At 72.0% G+C, this 17103-nt stretch carries 15 protein-coding genes; 4 read left to right on the forward strand and 11 right to left on the reverse strand.

The window, feature by feature from the left end; translation table 11 throughout:
- The first annotated feature begins 32 nt into the window (after positions 1–32).
- On the forward strand, positions 33–926 hold the full coding sequence (locus BLU20_RS08630; RefSeq protein ID WP_083372266.1) for a LysR family transcriptional regulator: 894 nt from the start codon (positions 33–35) through the stop codon (positions 924–926).
- On the opposite strand, the gene BLU20_RS08635 is transcribed toward BLU20_RS08630, so the two are convergent.
- The 7 genes from BLU20_RS08635 to BLU20_RS08665 all read right to left on the reverse strand — a co-directional run bounded on the left by BLU20_RS08635 (position 913) and on the right by BLU20_RS08665 (position 10636).
- On the reverse strand, positions 913–1566 hold the full coding sequence (locus BLU20_RS08635) for a GNAT family N-acetyltransferase (RefSeq protein WP_083372267.1): 654 nt from the start codon (positions 1564–1566) through the stop codon (positions 913–915). The genes BLU20_RS08630 and BLU20_RS08635 overlap by 14 nt on opposite strands.
- Complete coding sequence (locus BLU20_RS08640; protein ID WP_083372268.1) at positions 1563–3698, reverse strand: penicillin acylase family protein; 2136 nt, start codon at positions 3696–3698, stop codon at positions 1563–1565. Before BLU20_RS08640 ends, BLU20_RS08635 begins: the two co-directional genes overlap by 4 nt.
- Complete coding sequence (locus BLU20_RS08645) at positions 3695–6124, reverse strand: GNAT family N-acetyltransferase (RefSeq protein WP_083372269.1); 2430 nt, start codon at positions 6122–6124, stop codon at positions 3695–3697. Before BLU20_RS08645 ends, BLU20_RS08640 begins: the two co-directional genes overlap by 4 nt.
- Positions 6121–7473 carry a lysine N(6)-hydroxylase/L-ornithine N(5)-oxygenase family protein gene (locus BLU20_RS08650; RefSeq protein ID WP_083372270.1) on the reverse strand — a complete coding sequence of 451 codons (1353 nt, stop codon included), beginning with the start codon at positions 7471–7473 and terminating at the stop codon, positions 6121–6123. The genes BLU20_RS08645 and BLU20_RS08650 overlap by 4 nt, the downstream gene beginning before the upstream one ends.
- Positions 7470–8963, reverse strand: coding sequence for a pyridoxal phosphate-dependent decarboxylase family protein (locus BLU20_RS08655; protein ID WP_083372271.1), 1494 nt, complete (start codon positions 8961–8963; stop codon positions 7470–7472). Before BLU20_RS08655 ends, BLU20_RS08650 begins: the two co-directional genes overlap by 4 nt.
- A 169-nt stretch (positions 8964–9132) precedes the next feature.
- Positions 9133–9630 carry a GNAT family N-acetyltransferase gene (locus tag BLU20_RS08660; protein ID WP_083372272.1) on the reverse strand — a complete coding sequence of 166 codons (498 nt, stop codon included), beginning with the start codon at positions 9628–9630 and terminating at the stop codon, positions 9133–9135.
- Positions 9631–9670: 40 nt separating this feature from the next.
- A complete protein-coding gene (locus tag BLU20_RS08665; protein WP_083372273.1) occupies positions 9671–10636 on the reverse strand; it encodes an ArsR/SmtB family transcription factor in 966 nt (321 codons plus the stop codon).
- Between the two features lie 70 nt (positions 10637–10706).
- Here BLU20_RS08665 and BLU20_RS08670 point away from each other — a divergent pair, with 70 nt between their 5' ends.
- From BLU20_RS08670 to BLU20_RS08680, 3 genes are all read left to right on the forward strand, one after another.
- The gene (locus tag BLU20_RS08670; RefSeq protein ID WP_197675386.1) at positions 10707–11972 is read left to right on the forward strand and encodes an MFS transporter; all 1266 of its coding nucleotides are present in this window, start codon (positions 10707–10709) and stop codon (positions 11970–11972) included.
- A 34-nt stretch (positions 11973–12006) separates the two neighbouring features.
- Positions 12007–13260: an arginine deiminase gene (locus BLU20_RS08675; protein WP_083372274.1), complete on the forward strand. Its 1254-nt coding sequence runs from the start codon at positions 12007–12009 to the stop codon at positions 13258–13260.
- A gap of 67 nt (positions 13261–13327) precedes the next feature.
- Positions 13328–13774 (forward strand): hypothetical protein, encoded by a 447-nt coding sequence (locus tag BLU20_RS08680; protein WP_083372275.1) that lies wholly within the window; start codon positions 13328–13330, stop codon positions 13772–13774.
- Positions 13775–13806: 32 nt separating this feature from the next.
- Here the strand turns inward: BLU20_RS08680 and BLU20_RS08685 are convergent, their stop codons facing one another.
- The 4 genes from BLU20_RS08685 to BLU20_RS08700 all read right to left on the reverse strand — a co-directional run bounded on the left by BLU20_RS08685 (position 13807) and on the right by BLU20_RS08700 (position 17077).
- Entirely contained in the window at positions 13807–14808 is a 1002-nt protein-coding gene (locus BLU20_RS08685; protein ID WP_083372276.1) for a DUF2804 domain-containing protein, read from the reverse strand.
- Positions 14809–15075: 267 nt separating this feature from the next.
- Entirely contained in the window at positions 15076–15870 is a 795-nt protein-coding gene (locus BLU20_RS08690; RefSeq protein ID WP_083372277.1) for a dihydrodipicolinate synthase family protein, read from the reverse strand.
- Positions 15867–16031 carry a hypothetical protein gene (locus BLU20_RS14180; RefSeq protein ID WP_231959166.1) on the reverse strand — a complete coding sequence of 55 codons (165 nt, stop codon included), beginning with the start codon at positions 16029–16031 and terminating at the stop codon, positions 15867–15869. Before BLU20_RS14180 ends, BLU20_RS08690 begins: the two co-directional genes overlap by 4 nt.
- Before the next feature lie 179 nt (positions 16032–16210).
- Positions 16211–17077: an EamA family transporter gene (locus tag BLU20_RS08700; protein WP_083372278.1), complete on the reverse strand. Its 867-nt coding sequence runs from the start codon at positions 17075–17077 to the stop codon at positions 16211–16213.
- Positions 17078–17103 lie beyond the last annotated feature (26 nt).

Genomic DNA, 17103 nt, shown 5'->3' on the forward strand with positions numbered 1-17103 from the left:
ATTTCTATCAATGCTGTCGATATGTTGAGGGAATGGATCTCCACCGGCTCACGATGCTCGTCGCCGTCGCGCGCGAGGGTTCGGTCACCGCAGCCGCGGCCGCCCTGCGGTACAGCCAGCCGTCCGTGTCGCACCATCTGGCCCTGCTGGAGGCGGAGGTGGGCGTTCCGTTGCTCCAGCGGGTCGGTCGTGGCGTCCGCCTGACCGACGCCGGCACCCTGCTCGTCGGACGGGCGGAGGAGATCCTGGGCCGGGTCGAGGCCGCGGAGTCGGAGGTCCGCGCGCTGGCCGGGCTGCAGGCAGGGCGTGCTCGACTGGCCGCGTTCCCGTCGGCGCTCGCGACGATCGTGCCGGAGGTCGTCGCCCGGCTGGGAGCGGAGCATCCCGGCGTGGGCGTGGAGCTCGTGGAGCACGAACCACCCGAGGCACTGGCTGCGCTCAGACAGGGCACCGTGGACGTGGCACTGGTCTTCGAGCACGACTACGCACCGAGCGACCTGCACGGGCTCGCCGTCACGGCGGTGACGGAGGACCCGATGGTGCTGGTGACGGCGACGACCTCCGACTCCCCCGGTGGACCCGCGGTGCTCGGCGACCACGCCGGGTCGGCATGGATCGCCGGGTGCGAGCGCTGCCGCACGGACCTCGTCGCCCGGTGCGAGCGCGAGGGCTTCACGCCGCAGATCACGTTCGAGACGGACGACTACGTGGCGGTGCAGGCGCTCGTCGCCGCAGGGGTCGGAGTCAGCCTCCTCCCCGCCCTCGCGCTGCGCGCGCACCGCGCCGACGGGGTGGCCGTGACGGCCGTCCCGGGCGCGCACCGGCGGGTGCTCGCCGTGACGTACGGCGACCGCCCGGCCCCGGCGGCCGGTGCGCTGGTGAGGCTCGTCGTCTCGGCCGCGCGGCGGCAGGCTACGGAGCGCTGACGCGCAACGCGGCGCGGGCCTCCCGGGCGAGGGCCGCAGCGTCGTCCCGGGCCAGCACGCTCAGCCGGGCTCGCTTCTCCCCCACGTGCACGACGTCGAGCGGCCGGAACCCGAGCCGGTCGATTCGCCGGGTCGCCGCGGCGTTGCGTGTATCCGGCTCGACGACGACGCGGTCGACACCGTCGCGGTCGACGACGAACGCGTGCACGACGATCGCGAGCACCGGCCAGAGGGGAACGTCTCGCGGCCCGCGGTCACCGAGCAGGAAGTGGATCCCCACGTCTCCCGGGAGCACGTCGTACACCTCGCCGAGCGGGTCGTGCTCCGGCGCGTACGTCTGCAGCAGCACGACGGGTTGCCCGTCCCAGCGCACCAGGAAGGCGTGATGGGTCTCGAGATCGTCCACGTAGGCGTACAGGTCGCGCAGCTCCGTGCGAGACAGCTCCCCGAGTCCCCAGAACCGGGAACTCGGCCGGGTGACCCAGGCGTGCAGGACGTCAAGATCGGCATCGGGATTCAGGACGTCGACAGTGAGGCTGCCGTGCGTCGCGAGATCCACGGTGCACAGCGTCTGGCCCCGCCGTCCGCTCGCGAGCCGATCCAACCGGTACTCCCGGGCGGGGCGGTCGGGTGTCGTCATGGCTGCTCCTGAAGGTCGGGGAACTCGATTCGGGTGGTACGGCCGGCCGCCCAGGTGGAGAGCTGGTCGACGTGGTGTCGGCTGCGCGGGTCGCCCGCCGCCCCGAAGGGCACGGCCCACCGCGACCGGCTCCGGTCGTCGAGGTCCCACACCCAGCGCGCGACGGGTCCGCTGACCACGTGCGCGGCCCCGGGGACGCTCGCGGTCGCCAGGACGCACTCGGAGTCGCCCGCGAGCGCCGTGGGTGGCGTGGGTGGCGGGTCGAGGTGTGCGTCGTGGTGCAGGTGGACGGGGACGAGTGCGTGCTGCGTCCCCCAGGGGGCGGGTGGTGCTGCGGCGGCGTCGGTCAGGGCGTCGGCGAGCGTCTGGGGGACGTCGAGGTCGAGCCAGGGCGCGTCGAGCAGGGTGGGCAGGGCGGTGCGCAGGCGTGCCGGCAGGGCGAACCAGGGGTCGAGCACGCTCGTGTGCGGGTGCGGTTCGGTCAGCGGTGCGAGCGCGGGGTGGTCGGCGAGTCTCGTGACGACGGCGGTGCGCCAGGTCGCGTAGAGCGTCGCGTCGGTGGAGTCGGTGGTCATGCGGCGGTCCCAGGCGAGCAGCTGCTGTCGCGCCCGGGCTGCCGGGTGGTCGAGGAGGGTGTCGGGGACCGCGGCCAGGCGGTCGAGGAGGTCGTGCGCGTCCGGCTGTTCGGTGTCGGCGTGGATGCGGTGCTGGTCCTCGGCGGTGGTGGGGGCGTCGGGTTCGCGCAGGAGTGCGGTGATGCGGCGGGTCCGATGTGGCGGCGGGTAGGCGAAGCCGTGGTCGTCTGCGGCGTGGGGGCGCTGGTTGGCGTCGACGGCGTGGGTGGTCACGCGGACTGCCGGTGCGTTCGGCAACGACTCTGCGGCCCTGGCTGTCCTGGCGTCGCGGGGCAGGCGGCGCTCCGTGCGGTCGAGGTCGGGCACGTGGCCGACCGTCGCGCTGAGCACGGTGTTCCGGTCGGCGGCCAGGACCCTGTTGACGGGGTCGACCCAGGCCGCGAAGGCGTCGACGACGTCGCGGGCCGTGCGCGCCCGCAGGAGCGCGCGAAGCGCCCCGACGCCCAGGTCTGCTCGGGTGTGGGCGGGCAGGTGCACGCCCGTGGCGCGGTGGGCCGTGGGGGTCGGCGGCAGGTCGAGCAGCAGGCTCCGCCGGGTCCGGCCCCACGGGACGTCGACCGTCTCGTGGGCCTCCGTGGTCTCGTGGGGCGTCTGGCGCACGTGCACCTGCTCGACGCCTGACTCGACCGGTTCGTCCCCGTCCGGTCCCGCGGCGCGCCACGCGCCGCCGTCGTCGCGCAGGTGTTCGACGAGGACGTCGACGTGGTGGGCCACGGCGTTCGTGACCCCCCACGCGGCCGTCCCGGTGTGGCCGAAGTGCGCGATCCCGGGGACGCCCGGGAACGCCAGCCCGACGACGTCGTACTCGGGGCAGGCGAGCCGGACCTGCTGGTAGGTGCCAGGCAGCTCCAGGAGCCGGTGCGGGTCTCCGGCCAGGATCGGCGCGCCGGTGGCCGTGCGGCTGCCCGCGAGCGCCCAGGCGTTGGACCCGCCGCTGCGGGGGTCGACGCCGCTGAGGGTGTCTACCAGTTCCTCGACGGGTGTACGGGGGTGGTGCGGGCCGAGCGTGCGGGCGACGTGGGCGCGCCAGAGCACGTTGGGAAAGCCGGTGAACAGGACGTGGTTGACGTGCAGGATCGCCAGCGGCATCCACGCGGGCCAGGGCTCGTCGGGCGGGTGGACGCCGGGCAGTGCACGCAGGTCGTCGGTCTCGGGGGTCTGCCGGCCCTGCGGGAGCCCGGCGTTGACGCCGTCGGTGTAGGCCTCGACCCATCGCCGGTCGGCGTCGTCGAGCCGGGCGAAGGACCGTCGGGCGGTCTCGGTGATGCGCAGCTGGCGCGCGAGCGTGTCCCACGCGAGGCCCGGGGGGCCGATGCGTGCCGCGAGGGTTCCTTCGGCGCGCCACCGGTCGGTGTCGAGCTGCCACCCGCGGTCGCGAGCGGTGACGTAGCCCTGGGCCCGGGCGAGCGTGAGCTCGTCCGGGGCCCACAGGTGCGGGATGCCGAGACTGTCGCGCCGCAGTCGCCACTCCGCGGAGGCGGGTGCCGGACCGCTCATGCCCGGACGGCGGGGTTGTCGATCTGTCCGGCGTAGATCAGCGAGGAGGACTGGTCGGTCAGGTCGACCATCTGCAGGGTGTTGCGCAGCTGGAGCCGGTTCAGGCAGGAGTGGGCGAAGGTCCGTGCGTGCAGGTCGACGCCGGTGCTCAGGTCCGGGTGGTCGTCGCGGTGCCGGCGCAGGCACGCTCCGACCTCGGCCCAGAAGTCGTCCTGGTCGAGCACACCGTCGACGTGGAGGATCCCCGCGAGGTGGCGCAGGACGCCGTCGTAGACGTCGGTGAAGATCGCGAGCGCCTTCTCCGTGTCGTCGACCTCGGCGCGGACCCGCTCGACGTCGGCGGGCAGGGGCCTGTCGGAGAGGACCGCGACCTCTTCCCCGATGTCCTTCATGAACGCCCGGACCGGAGTGTGGTCGGCGAGCCCGAGAATGAGGTTCTCCCCGTGGGGCATGAACGCCAGGTCGTGGGCGAGCAGGCAGTGGGCCAGGGGGCGCAGGTAGACGTCGAGGTAGGCGCGGAGCCAGTCGCGCGGGGTGCGTCCGGAGGCGCGGATCAGGGCGGTCGCGTACGCCTCGCCCTCGCGATCACGGTGCAGGAGCGCCGCCATGGTGACCAGGCGCTCGCCGTCCAGCAGCCGCGGGACCGGGCTCTCTCGCCACAGGGCGGCGAGCATCTTGCGGTACGGGTTGGTCGTCGCGGTGCCGTGGTAGGCGTCTCCGGTGTACCCGACGGTCGCGTGCTCGCGCAGCACCTCGAACCGGGCCCGGCGCAGGGTCGGGTCGCGGTGCACGAGGTCCGCGACCCAGTCGTTGATCGCGGGGGTGTGCCGCATGTAGGCGGGCGAGAGTCCGCGCAGGAATCCCATGTTCTGGATCGCGAGCGCGACCTTGACGTAGTCCTGCGTGTCGTCGGTCCGGTCGGCGAGCGTGCGGATCGACTGCTGCGGCTGGTACTCGTGGGCGCTGACCCCGACCGGGACGAGATCGTGACGGGCGACGTCGGGGGCGAACGTGATCGCGACCCGGTGCTCCCACTGCCACGGGTGGACCGGCAGGTACGTGTAGTCGGCGGGGTCCAGGCCCCGGGCACGTAGTCGCGCGGCAAAGGCACGCCGCTCGTCCGGACGCAGCGCCTCGTCCCAGTGCTGCTGCGGGGTGCGGCCCGCTCCCAGTGCGAGGTGGGTGTGCTGCGTGCGGGCGGCGAGCCACTGCAGGCGCAGCGTCGACCCGCGCTCGGGCGCGAAGGCCTCGTAGTCGGCGAGGCTGAAGCCGATCCGCCCGTTGTTCGCGACGAACGCGGGGTGCCCCTCGGTCATCGCGGCCTCGGTCTGCTGGAAGCTGGCCCCGAGCAGGTCCTGTGAGCCCGGACCCGGGTTCACGTGCTTCGCGGCCGCGGCGGCGAGCGTCGAGCTGACCTCTTCGAGATAGGTCGGCAGCAGCGCGGCCGGGATCTGCAGCACCGGCTGCAACTCGTTGACGAGGGCGAGGGCGTCCAGCGGTGCCGGTGAACTCGCGACGGTGCGCACGATCGACGGCTCGTCGAGCACCCAGTGCTCCAGGTCGAGCACGTGGGCCGTGAAGGTGTAGTCGACCGCACCGTCGGCCGCGTGCGTGCGCAGCCGGAACTGACCGCGTCCGCCGCGCGGTGCCCGGCTGCCCACCGGCTCGGGGACGAGGAGTCGTTCGTGGGAGAGCTCCGCCACGGTCTTCGCCACCAGGTGCCGGTGCGCCGCCGCCATGGCGTCCGGTCGCAGGTGCGGGGCCGCGTCGTGACCGGGCCCGAGCGGACTGCGCGCGTGGTCGGCCCGGCTGCACACCGACAGCAGGGCCCGCTTGTCCGGCAGGTCGACCTCGCGCACCACCCGGAAGCCCGCGGCCGCGTTCTTCTCGTGCACGGCCGTGTTCCGCACGTCCGGCTCGACCACGACGCGCGCCGCGGCCAGGCCGTCGTCGGCGAGGCAGAAGCCGATCACGGCGCCCATCACCGCCGAGGTCAGCCCGGAGCGGGGGGCACCGTCGGGCGGCCCGACGAGCAGGTGCATGCCGAGATCACCCGGTTCGATCTCCGCGACCGCGTCAAGCACGAGCCGGTGCGGGTCGTACGTCTCCACGTAGGCGATCGGCGCGCCGTCGAGCCAGGCCCACCATCCGTCCTGCGCGTCGTCGGCGACGAGCTCGTCGACGTAGGCGCGCACCTGCTCGGCGCTCATCCGGCCCATCTGCCAGAACGCCGAGCGCGGGTGCGTCAGCCAGGCGTGCAGCAGGTCCGAGTCTGCGCGGTCCACTGCGACGAAGCCGATCGGCCCGAGCGTCGTGGCGGTCTGCCAGCGTGGGGGAACAGTCGTTCCGGGATCGTCCGCGCCGGGAACGACCGCGCCGGTCCCGGCCACCGCGCCGAGCACCGGCGCCCCGGCTCCCCCGCTCATGCGTCCTCCGTCCAGCCACGCCCGGCCCCGGACGGTGCGGTGCCGTCGGAGGCGTCCGCCCCGTCGGCGGGAAGCCCGAACTCCTGGAAGGCGATCCGCCGCTCGACCGGGTAGACCTCGCGACCGAGCACCGAGGCGAGCACAACAGAGTTGCGCCATGCCGCGAAGCCGAGGTCCGGCGCCGTGATCCCGTGCGTGTGATCCTCGGCGTTGAGCACGTGCAGGGTCCGCTCCGCGTCGATCGTGTAGTCGCGGGCGACGGCGAACCGGCCGCGCGCGTCCCAGCGGATCCTGTCCCGGACCGGGTCGAGGAACGCCGGCACCTGCGGGGCATAGCCGGTGGCGGCGACGACCGTCTGTGTGCGCCGCTCGACCTCCTGGCCGGTCTGGGCGTGCCGCAGACGCAGCACGCACTCCTCGGCGACCGCGTCCCATCCGGCCCCGACGACGGCCGTGTCGGTCAGCAGGGTCGTCGGCACCGGGGCCGTGACCGACTTGCGGTAGAGGGTGTCGTAGATGTCGTCGACGAGGTCGCCGCTGATCCCCTTGTAGAGGCTGCGCTGGTCTCGGCCCAGGCGGTCGCGGGTCTCCATCGGCAGTGCGTGGAAGTGGTCGGCGTACTCGGGCGAGGTCATCTCGAGCGTCAGCTTGGTGTACTCCATCGGGAAGAAGCGCGGCGACCGCGTCACCCAGTCCAACCGGTAGTCGTGCTCGTGCACCTCCTCGAGCAGGTCGCGGTAGATCTCCGCCGCCGACTGGCCCGACCCCACGACGGTCACCGACCCGGAGGCCAACAGATCCGCACGACGGGGCAGGAAGTCGGCCGAGTGCAGGACCGCGCCCGGCTGCGCCTCAGCGAGGGCGCGCAGCGGAGCCGGCATCGTCGGGGCCGTCCCGGTCCCGAGGACGAGGTGCCGTGCCCGACGGACCTCGATCTCGGAGGAGGCGACGCGCGAACGGACGACCCACGCCTCGCCGTCATGCTCGACGGACACGACCTCCCGGCCCCATCGCAGGGTGCCGAGCTGACCCGCCACCCACCGGCAGTAGGCGTCGTACTCGGCGCGCAGCGGGTAGAAGCTCTCCCGGATGTAGAACGGGTACAGCCGCCCGGTCGCCTTCAGGTGGTTGAGGAACGAGAACGGCGAGGTGGGGTCCGCCATCGTGACCAGGTCGGCGAGGAACGGCACCTGGATCGTGGCGCCCTCGAGCATCATCCCGGGGTGCCAGCGGAACTCGTCGCGGGCGTCGAGGAACACGGCATCCAGGTCGAGCGGGTCCGCGAGCGCCGCCAGGCCGAGGTTGAACGGGCCGATGCCGATGCCGATCAGGTCGTGGGTGGTGGTCATCGGGCCATCTCCAGGGAGTCGAGAGTGCGGGTCTGGTGCAGGGTGGCCGCGACCGAGCGCACCAGGTCGAGCACGACGTGCACGTCCGCGACGGTCGAGGCGGGGTTGAGGAGGGTGAGCTTGAAGCAGGGGCGCCCCTCGACGACGGTCTTGGTGACCATCGCGCGGCCGGAGTCGAACAGCAGTCGCCGCACGGGCGGAACGAGGCGGTCGGCGTCGGCGTCGGTCATCCCGGCGGGCTGGTATCGGAACAGCACGGTGCTCAGGTCCGTGGGTGCCACCAGGTCGAAGTCGGTGTCGTCGGCGAGGTCTCGGTGGACGTCGGCGGCGAGGTCGCAGACGCGGTCGAAGAGCTCGCCGAGACCGTCGGCCCCCACCGACCGGAGCGTGGTCCAGAGCTTGAGGGCGTCGAATCGGCGGGTGGTCTGCAGCGACTTGTCGACCTGGTTCGGCTCGGCGTTGGCGACGGGGTTGAGGTAGTCGGCATACCAGGCGACCGGGGCGAGGTCCGACGCCTCGCGGACGATCAGCGCCGAGGCGGAGACGGGCTGGAAGAAGCTCTTGTGGTAGTCGACCGTGACCGAGCGCGCGCGCTCGATGCCGTCGAGCAGGTGCCGACGGGTCGAGGAGACGAGCAGGCCGCAGCCGTAGGCGGCGTCGACGTGCAGCCAGATCGCCCCGTCCTCGCCGTGGCAGACGTCGGCGATCGCCTGCAGCGGGTCGACGCACCCACGGTCGGTGGTCCCCGCCGTGGCGACGACCGCCATGACGAGGTGACCGTCGGCGTGCACCTGGTCGATCGCCCGGCGCAGGGCCGCGGGTCGCACCCGCCCGAGAGCGTCGACGTCGACGGTGACCACGGCGTCGTCGTCGAGCCCGAGCAGGCGGGCCGCGGTGTTGACGCTGAAGTGGGAGCTGGCACCCGTGAGGACCTTGAGCCGGGGCAGCACCTCGGTCCGTCGACGGCCTGTCTCAGCTGCGCGCGCGACGATCGCCTCCCGGGCGCAGAAGAGCGCCTGGAGGTTGGACTGGGTCCCGCCCGACGTGAAGACGCCGTCACCGTCGTCGAACCCGATCCGCCCGGCGGTCCAACCCACGAGTCGCCGCTCCATCAGTGTGGCGACGGTGGACTGGTCGTAGGTGTCGACGGAGGTGTTGACCGCGGCCAGCGCCGCCTCGGCCGCGACGGCGGGCAGCACGACCGGGCAGTTCAGGTGGGCGGCGTACGACGGGTGGTGGAACCAGACCGCGTTGCGCACGTAGAGGTCGGTGACCTCGGCGAGCGCCGTCTCGTTGCCCTGTCCCGGTCCGTCGAGGTCGACGGCGTCCACGGCGGCCTGCAGGTCTGCCCGGCTTGCCCCGGTGAACGGTTGCTCGACCGTGCGGATCCGTGCGGCGAGGTCGTCGACGACCGAGCCGACGAGGCGCGCATAGCGGTCGGCCGAGGCGGCATTGAGGACCTCGTCGACGACGTCGTGGGATGCGGGCATGGGACCTTCTTCCGTGCGGGCAGACCCGCACGCGCGGGCTGATTAGGTATGGCACGCCTAACCTAACCTATGCGCGCGACAATTCCGACAGCCGGGTCGACCCGTGGACACGGGCCGGGCCGTTCCGGCCCAGCGATCGCACGCGCCGCCGCACGCGCAGGCCGCCCCGCTACGGGTCACGCATCAGGACGACCGGAATGACGGCACCCGTCAGGCTTCGCTGCGCGCCCCGGCCGACGACGGCCATGCCCAGGTGCTCGTAGATGGCGACGTTCCGGGGCTCGGCCGCCCGGACGCTGCACGAGAGTCCGCTCAGACCGGTGTCGCGGGCTGTCGTGCGCAACGCCTCGAGCAGTGCGGACGCCAGGCCCCGTCCACGGGCCCCGGGCACGATCGCGAGCCGACCGAAGGTCAGGGTCCCGTCGCCCGACGGCCGGTGCTTGACCGTTGCGACGACCTCGCCGTCGAGCCGGACCAGCGCGACTCGGACCCCGCCCTCCATCTCCTCGCGGAGCGACCCGGGCGTCTCGAGCAGCGCACCGGACGGCTCACCACGGTCGGAGTACTCCGCGAACGCGGCGTGCATCACCGCGACCACCGCGTCGACGTGCTCGATCCCCGCGTCCACGTCGACGACCGTCGTGGCACTCTCCGCGTGCTCGCTCATGGCCCGGGAGACTACCGGGCGCCGACAGGCCCCTCCGACCTCAGGGGCCGCAGGCGTCGACCACCCGCTCCCCCAGCTCGGACCGCAGGTACAGCACAGAGCGTCCGGATCGCGCAGAGGTGAGCAGGCCCGCTGCGCGCAGGACGCGCAGGTGCTGGTTGACCGCGCTCGTGCTCACCTCGGCCCGCAGCGCCAGCTCGGTCGAGGACGCCGGCTCGTCGAGCGCGGTCAGCAGTCCCGCCCGCACCTGGCCGAGGATGCCCGCGAGCGCCGGGGGCGCGTCCCGGGGCGAGGTCTGCCACAGCGTGCCGATCCCGCGCGCGCCGTACATGATCGTCGGGGGTTCCTCCGCGGAGATCGGGCAGGAGGCACCCCGGGTGAAGAGGGTCGGGACGAGCGTGAGGCCCACCCCGGTGGTGGCCGCCCGCTGCAGCATGGCGTGCGACGTCAGGCGAACGGTCACGACACCTCCGTCGTACGTGACGCGCTCGCTCAGCCCGGAGAACATCCGACCGACCCCGTGACGCGAGATGAGCGCGCCACGGTGGACGACGTCCGCCTGGAGCACCGCACGCATCCGGGGCCAGTGCGGGACGAAGCACGCCTCCCAGTACCCCGTGAGCGCGTCCAGGACGCGCTGCCTGACGACGGAGGCCGGGCCGCGCAGCGCGGGCGGTCGCCCCTCGGGGTGGAGTCGTGCGAGGTCCGCGAGCAGTACGTCGTCGGGCGTGGCCGCGATCGTGTCGAGCTCGTCGTCGATCCGCGTCAACGGTCCCCGGGGACGCGGGCTGAGGTAGTCCGGCGTCCAGAGCCGATCGTCGACCAGCGCCCGCAGGACGTCGCCGTCGAGGGACTCGCGAGCCGACTGGGTCGCTCGCAACCACGGAAGGTGGCCCGGGTACCGGCCCGGGTCGCGCCAGGTGCGCAGCGACAGCGTCAGCTCGTTGATCGGCGAGATCGCGAAGCGCACGTCGGCAAGGTCCATGCCGTCCAGCACGTACTCCATTCGCCCCACGTGATGAAGCATAGTGCTACATCTGTTGGGAACGACGAGGCACCGGGGCCTACTTGGTCCCGTGATCAAGACCCTGCTGCCCCGCGAGCCCGTCGCCCGTGCCCTGACGTTCTCCACGATGGCCCTGGCCGCCTCCAACGGCGTGTTCTACGCCGTCTCCGTTCTCTACTTCACACGGGTGGTCGGGCTCTCGGCCACCACGGTCGGTCTTGGACTCGGCATCGCCGGTGGCGCGGGGGTCCTGGGATCCTTCCTCGCCGGAAGATGGGCCGACCGCCTCGGGGCGCACCGCCTGCAGTGGTGGGGCGTCGCCGTCCAGGGTGCGGCACTGGGGGCCTACACCCTCGCCACCGGCCCGTGGACGTTCGTCGCCGCAGCCGTGGTCGCCGTCGGGGCACGCGGCGTCCACGGCACCGCCCGTCAGGCCCTGATCGCCCGCTGGTTCACCGGACCGGACCGCGTCGAGGTCCGCGCACGCCTGCGGGTCGTGATGAACGTCTTCATCGGGCTCGGCACACTGCTCGCCGCCACCGCCCTCGCCGTCGACACCGCTGCCGCCTACCGGACCGCGATGGCGGTCGTCGCCGTCCTGCTGCTGCTCGCCGTCGTCCCGGTGTGCCGCCTGCCGCGTCGGGTGCCCGACCTCGCGGAGCAGATGGTCGGCCGGCGACGGGCCGGGCACGACGAGGCCGGGACGTGCGGGACGTGGGACGACCCTGGCGTCCACCCGTTGCGCGACCGCCGGTACGTGGCGAGCGTGGCCGCAAACTCCGTCATCGCCGTCCAGTTCGGCGTCCTCACGGTCGGCATCCCGCTGTGGGTCGCCTCGACCGCCGCCCCGCCCGTGATCGTCTCCGGCCTGCTCGTGGTCAACACCGTCCTGGTGGCGATGCTTCAGGTCCGGGCCTCCCGCGGCACCCACGACGTGCGCCGCGCCGGCCGGTCCGTCCGCCGGGGCAGCGTCCTGCTTGCCGCCGCGTGCGTCCTGTACGCGGCCGCGGGGTACGGGAACGTCCTCGTCGCCTGCGCCCTGCTGGTCGTCGCCGCCGTCGCCCACTCGCTCGCCGAGACCCTCGCCGAGGCAGGGGCGTGGGGCATGGCCTTCGAGCTGGCAGACCCACGTCGAGCGGGCGAGTACCAAGGTCTGACTCAGACGGGGATCGCGCTCGCGACGATGGCTGCCCCGGTCGTCGTGACGCTGCTCCCCGTCCGGTACGGGACACCGGGCTGGCTCGCCCTGGCCGCGGTGTTCCTGCTCGCCGGGGCGGCAGCCGCCGCAGTGGCCCGCATGCCTGCTCCCGTCGCGGCGTCCACGGTGAGAGGGTAGTCACCCACCGACCGTGCGCGAAGGGACCACCACCATGGACCAGACCACCCGACCGAACCGCTTCGCCGTGAGCTCGGAGGTGGGAACCCTGCGCACCGTCCTGACCTGTGCGCCAGGACTCGCGCACAGCCGGCTCACGCCGTCCAACTGCGACGACATGCTGTTCGACGACGTGCTCTGGGTCGAGCGGGCCCGTCAGGACCACGCCGACTTCATGGACCAGATGCGCGGTCGGGGCATCGAGGTCCTGGAGCTGCACGAGGTGCTCGCCGAGACGCTCGCGGTGCCGGACGCCCGGTCCTGGCTCCTCGACCGCAAGATCACCGCCAACGAGGTCGGCCTCGGCCTCGTCGAGCCCACCCGTGCGTTCCTGGACGAGATCGACGACGCGCACCTCGCGCGGTTCCTCCTCGGCGGCCTCGCGACGACGGACCTGCCCGCCGACGCACGACCGCAGGAGATCACCCTCGCCCGCGAGTCCCTCGGCCCTGGCGAGTACCTGATGCCTCCCCTGCCCAACACCCTGTACACACGCGACACCACCTGCTGGATCTACGGCGGGGTCACGCTCAACCCGCTGTACTGGCCCGCCCGACACGACGAGACGCTGCTGATGAAGGCGATCTACGACCACCACCCCCGGTTCACCGGCTCGACCGTCTGGTGGGGCGACCCGGAGGAGGACGCCGGCATGGCCTCGCTCGAGGGCGGTGACGTGATGGTCCCGGGCAACGGGGTCGTGATCATCGGGATGGGAGAGCGGTCCTCCCGGCACGCCATCACCCAGGTCGCCGCGCGGCTCTTCGCCGCCGGGGCGGCCGCGCAGGTCGTGGTCGCGGCCATGCCCAAGCTGCGCGCCGCGATGCACCTGGACACCGTCTTCACCTTCGCCGACCGTGACTGCGTCACCATCTACCCCGAGATCGTGCACGGCATCCAGGCGTTCACGCTACGCCCGTCAGATGTCGCGCCGGGGTTCGAGATCACCGTCGAGGACCGCCCGTTCCTCGAGGTGGTCCGCACCGCGCTCGGGCTGTCCGAGCTCCGCACCGTCGACACCGGAGGCAACGTCTACGCCACGGAGCGGCAGCAATGGGACTCGGGCAACAACGTGGTCGCGCTCGAGCCGGGCGTCGTCGTCGCGTACGACCGCAACACCACCACCAACAAGCTGCTGCGCAACGCCGGCATCGAGGTGGTCGAGATCGTCGGCGCCGAGCTCGGTCGTGGGCGCGGCGGGGGCCACTGCATGACGTGCCCGCTCGAGCGCGACGCCGTCGAGGTCTGATGCGGGGATGGCGATCCTCACGCCCGCGACGGTCCGGCACGCTTCGGGCGAGGTCTAGGCTGGGTGGGTGGCAACGTTCTCCGCAGTGACCCGTACGCACATCCTCCAGGCGATCGCCGAGTTCGACGACCGTGGGAGGACGAACTTCCTCGGTCTCTACGGCTTTGAACCCACCCGCGGCTACCCGATCGTCCACGAGGACCAGGAGTACGACTCCAAGGCGATCCTCGGCGTCGCACACCGCTACGCCACGGGACGCGCCGCCACCCCGGAGGAGTTCTCCGGAGGCATCGCAGGCGCCGTGACGATCCTGCGCAAGCGCGGCTTCGAGGTGCTCGAGCCCATCGGCGCGGCCCCGGTCGTGCCGCCGAAGGCTCCCAAGGCCCCTCGCACGCGGACCGCGCCCCGGGCCGCCGCTCCGCGTCGGGCGGCCGTGCCCGAGCCCGTCTTGCGGATGTGCCCCACGTGCTCCGTCGCTCTGCCGGCCACGGGTCGGTGCGACGACTGCGACTGACGCAGGCCTACGCGGCCGGAGGACCGGCCTCGTCACCAGCGGTTGTGCACGTCCTCGGCCCACCCGACCAACCCCGCGAGGTCGATCCGCTCCCCCGAACCCGTCTCGAACGTCCCCGACCACGTGCCGAAGCACTGGTCGGTCCGCGAGGAGAGCAGCCCCAGGTTGGTCCGCGAGACCTTGTCGTGCTCCGGGACGAGCGTGGCGTCGAGCCCCGCGCCGTGGACGCGCCAGGGTGCCAGGTAGTCGGCCGGGTCGTAGTCCCAGGCGAGCTCCTCGCCGATCTTGTGCAGACGACCGTCGACGAACACCGCGTTCTCGGTCGAGCCCGTGCCGACGGTCCACCGTCCGCCGACCTGGAGCCCGATGCGTCGACCGTCGCAGACGCCCGACCCCGCACCCCAGTTCCAGCGCATGTCGTACGGCCATCGGCCACGGCCGTGGTCGAGCACGGCCCACGACACGCCTGGCGTCAGCTCCTGCGTCTCGTCCCCGACCGTCACGGTCCCGGTCGCCGGCCGCGCGACATCCTTGACCGTGTACTGGAACCGGCGGTCGCTCCACGGGACGACGACGCCCAGGGCCTCGTGCCCCGACGGCCTCGCGGCGACGACGTCGAACGAGGCGCCCTCGATCCTCGCCCGGATCCGCGTTCCACCGTCCACCTCGTCGACCGCGATGGCGAGGGCGCGCGACCGCGCCCGCACGGGGCCCTCCCCGAGCGAGCCCGGAAGCTCCGTGCCGGCGGCGAGAATCGCCGTCGTGCTCGCGGCCACGCTCGTCTTCGAGTGCCGGTCGAAGACCCAGACCTCGTGGACGCCGGCGTAGTCGAGCGAGGAGACCGTCGCCGCCAGGATGAAGCGCGGCGTGACGACGTTCCAGTACTCCCACCGCTTGTTCCGGCCCCAGGAGCGGAGGCCGCCGATCCCCTCCGTCGTCACCGACGCGGTCCGCGCCCAGCCCACCGCCTCGTGGTTGAGCCGACCGTTCGGCAACGTCAGAGGAACCGTCTGCGTGAGTTCGCGTTCGACCATGCGGCATCCTCGCACGGCTCCGCATGGACCCCGGAGTCGCCGTCGACCACAGGACGCAGCGACGACTTCCTGTGGACACGACAAAGCCCCGGCGTCGCCGATCCGGTTGAACGCGTGCAGGGCGCGGACGGCACGGAGTGCACAGGAGATCCAGTAGCCCGCGCTTGCACCCAACCCGGCTCCTGCCGCTCTCCACGGGAGCACCCAGCTCGCAGGGCGACGCAGGAGTCTCAGCACCTGTTCGACCAGATTGGTCCTGACGTGTGGTCAGGCGAGGCCGAGATGTAAGACGACTCGCGCGGCGCGGTCGCGCTCATCATTTGCGAGCGCTTGGATCGGCAGCGGCAAGCTCCGCGACCGGACGAGTCCGAGGTGCTCGGCGATCGCGGCAGTGACGCGCAGGCTTCCGAACTCGGCGAAGAGCGTCCACAAAGGTGTCAGCCACTCGGACTCTTCCGTCGCTGCGGTGGCGCGCCCTGCTCGCGCGGCACGGGTGATGGCGATCGCGGGTCCGGGGAGTGTGCCTGCGATGACGGAGTACCAGGCGTCGCATCCTGCGCTGAGACACGTCGCACCGAATGCGTCTCCTGAGACTCCGATCGTGACGTGCTCAGGTATGGCCGCACGGATAGCTGCGACGTGCTCGGCGGCCTCGCTCGGGTCGGTGGGCACTCCGGGGATCTTGATCGACGCGATCCCGGGCAGCTGTGCGATGCCGTCGGCTGTGAGGGCCTGGCAGGTCACCGGAGCGAGCAGGAGTCCTGCTGCCCCTGCCTGCCCCGCTGACTCGACGTGCGCGAGCACATGCGAAGTGCGCAGGTCTCCGACGCCGATGACGACGGGCGTCGGCCCGGAGTGATGCACAGCGAGCTGGGCGACGCGGACCCGCTCGTCCGCGTCGAGGTAAGCGTAGGATCCGGTCGATCCGAGTTCGGTGATCGAGTCCACGCCCGACGAGACGAGCCGCTCGATGAGCCTCGCGAATGCTCCTTGATCGACCTGATCGTCGTGGAACGGGGTGAGGGGGAACGCAGACAGGACCCGGACGATGTCGTTGATCATGACCGCGCACCGTCAGGGCGGCGTTCAAGACCAAGGACCGGGTTGCCGTAAACGGTCTGCACCTCGGCGATCACGACCCGGTACTCCCCCAGCCATTCGCCGTTGCGACTCTTCGCAAGGCGATGGGTGTCCCTGCGCATGATTTGTTTGAGGGTGTCCATGTCGGTCCAGTAGTAGACCTCGGCGTGCAGCCCAGTGTGGTCGTTGTGCCAGGCTTCCTCACCGAGAAGCCCTGGGATCCGACGTGCTCTGGCCGCGATCTCGGCATTGAGCCGGTGGAACTAGTCCGTCAGCACGCCGGTCTCGAAGATGAACGTCGAACTGCACTTCGGGGTGGCTGTCATGCGGAACCCTTCGCGATCGAGATAGGAACGTCGGCGTGAGGTGGATGGTCGGCTTGGCGTTGGCCTCCGCGTTGCGCGGCAGCACCGGCGATGACGACCAACGTGATCCCGCACAGTTGAACGGCGGTGGGGGTCTGGGCGAGTACGAGCAGGCCGATGAGGATTCCGAACGCGGGCTCGATCGAGAGCAGGGTGCCAAATGCGGTGTGGGTCATACGGCGTAGCGCGAGCATCTCGAGGCCGAACGCGATCACTGGCGTGATGAGCGCGATCCCTGCCGCGGCCGCGAGTACCCACCAGGTGAACTCGCCGTTGATGACTTGCGGTAGCCCGAGGGGCAGGGTCGCGACGGCTGCGACGGGGATAGTGAGTGACAGACCGGAGATGCCGGAGTGGCGGTCGCCGACGTGCTGGGTGAACACGTTGTACAGGCCCCAGCAGGTACCGGCGGCGAGGGCGAACCCGACGCCAATGAGGTCGATCGTGCCTTGCCACGGCTCCGTGAGGAGCACGACGCCGGCGAGGGCAAGCAGCGGCCAGATGAGGGCCTTTCGCTGCTTGCTCATGATCGCGGCGACCGCGAGCGGGCCGAGGAACTCGATCGCGACGGCGGTACCCAGCGGGATGCGTTCGACGGCGGCGAGGAAGAACGTGGTCATGAACCCCGTCACCACGCCGAGCAGCACCAGCGCGGGAACGTCTTTGCGGTGTAGCGATCGGATTCTCGGGCGGGCGATGAGCCACAGGATTGCGGCGCCGAAGCACATGCGCAGCCACGCGGCGCCGGCGGCGCCGACGTGTTCGATCACGGGCACCGAGAGCGCGTTCGACAGTTGCACGGCGAGCATCGCCGTGACGGCCATCGACCATGGCGGCACCCTGCTCGCTA

This window comes from Paraoerskovia marina, from assembly GCF_900105445.1.
GTDB lineage: Bacteria > Actinomycetota > Actinomycetes > Actinomycetales > Cellulomonadaceae > Paraoerskovia > Paraoerskovia marina.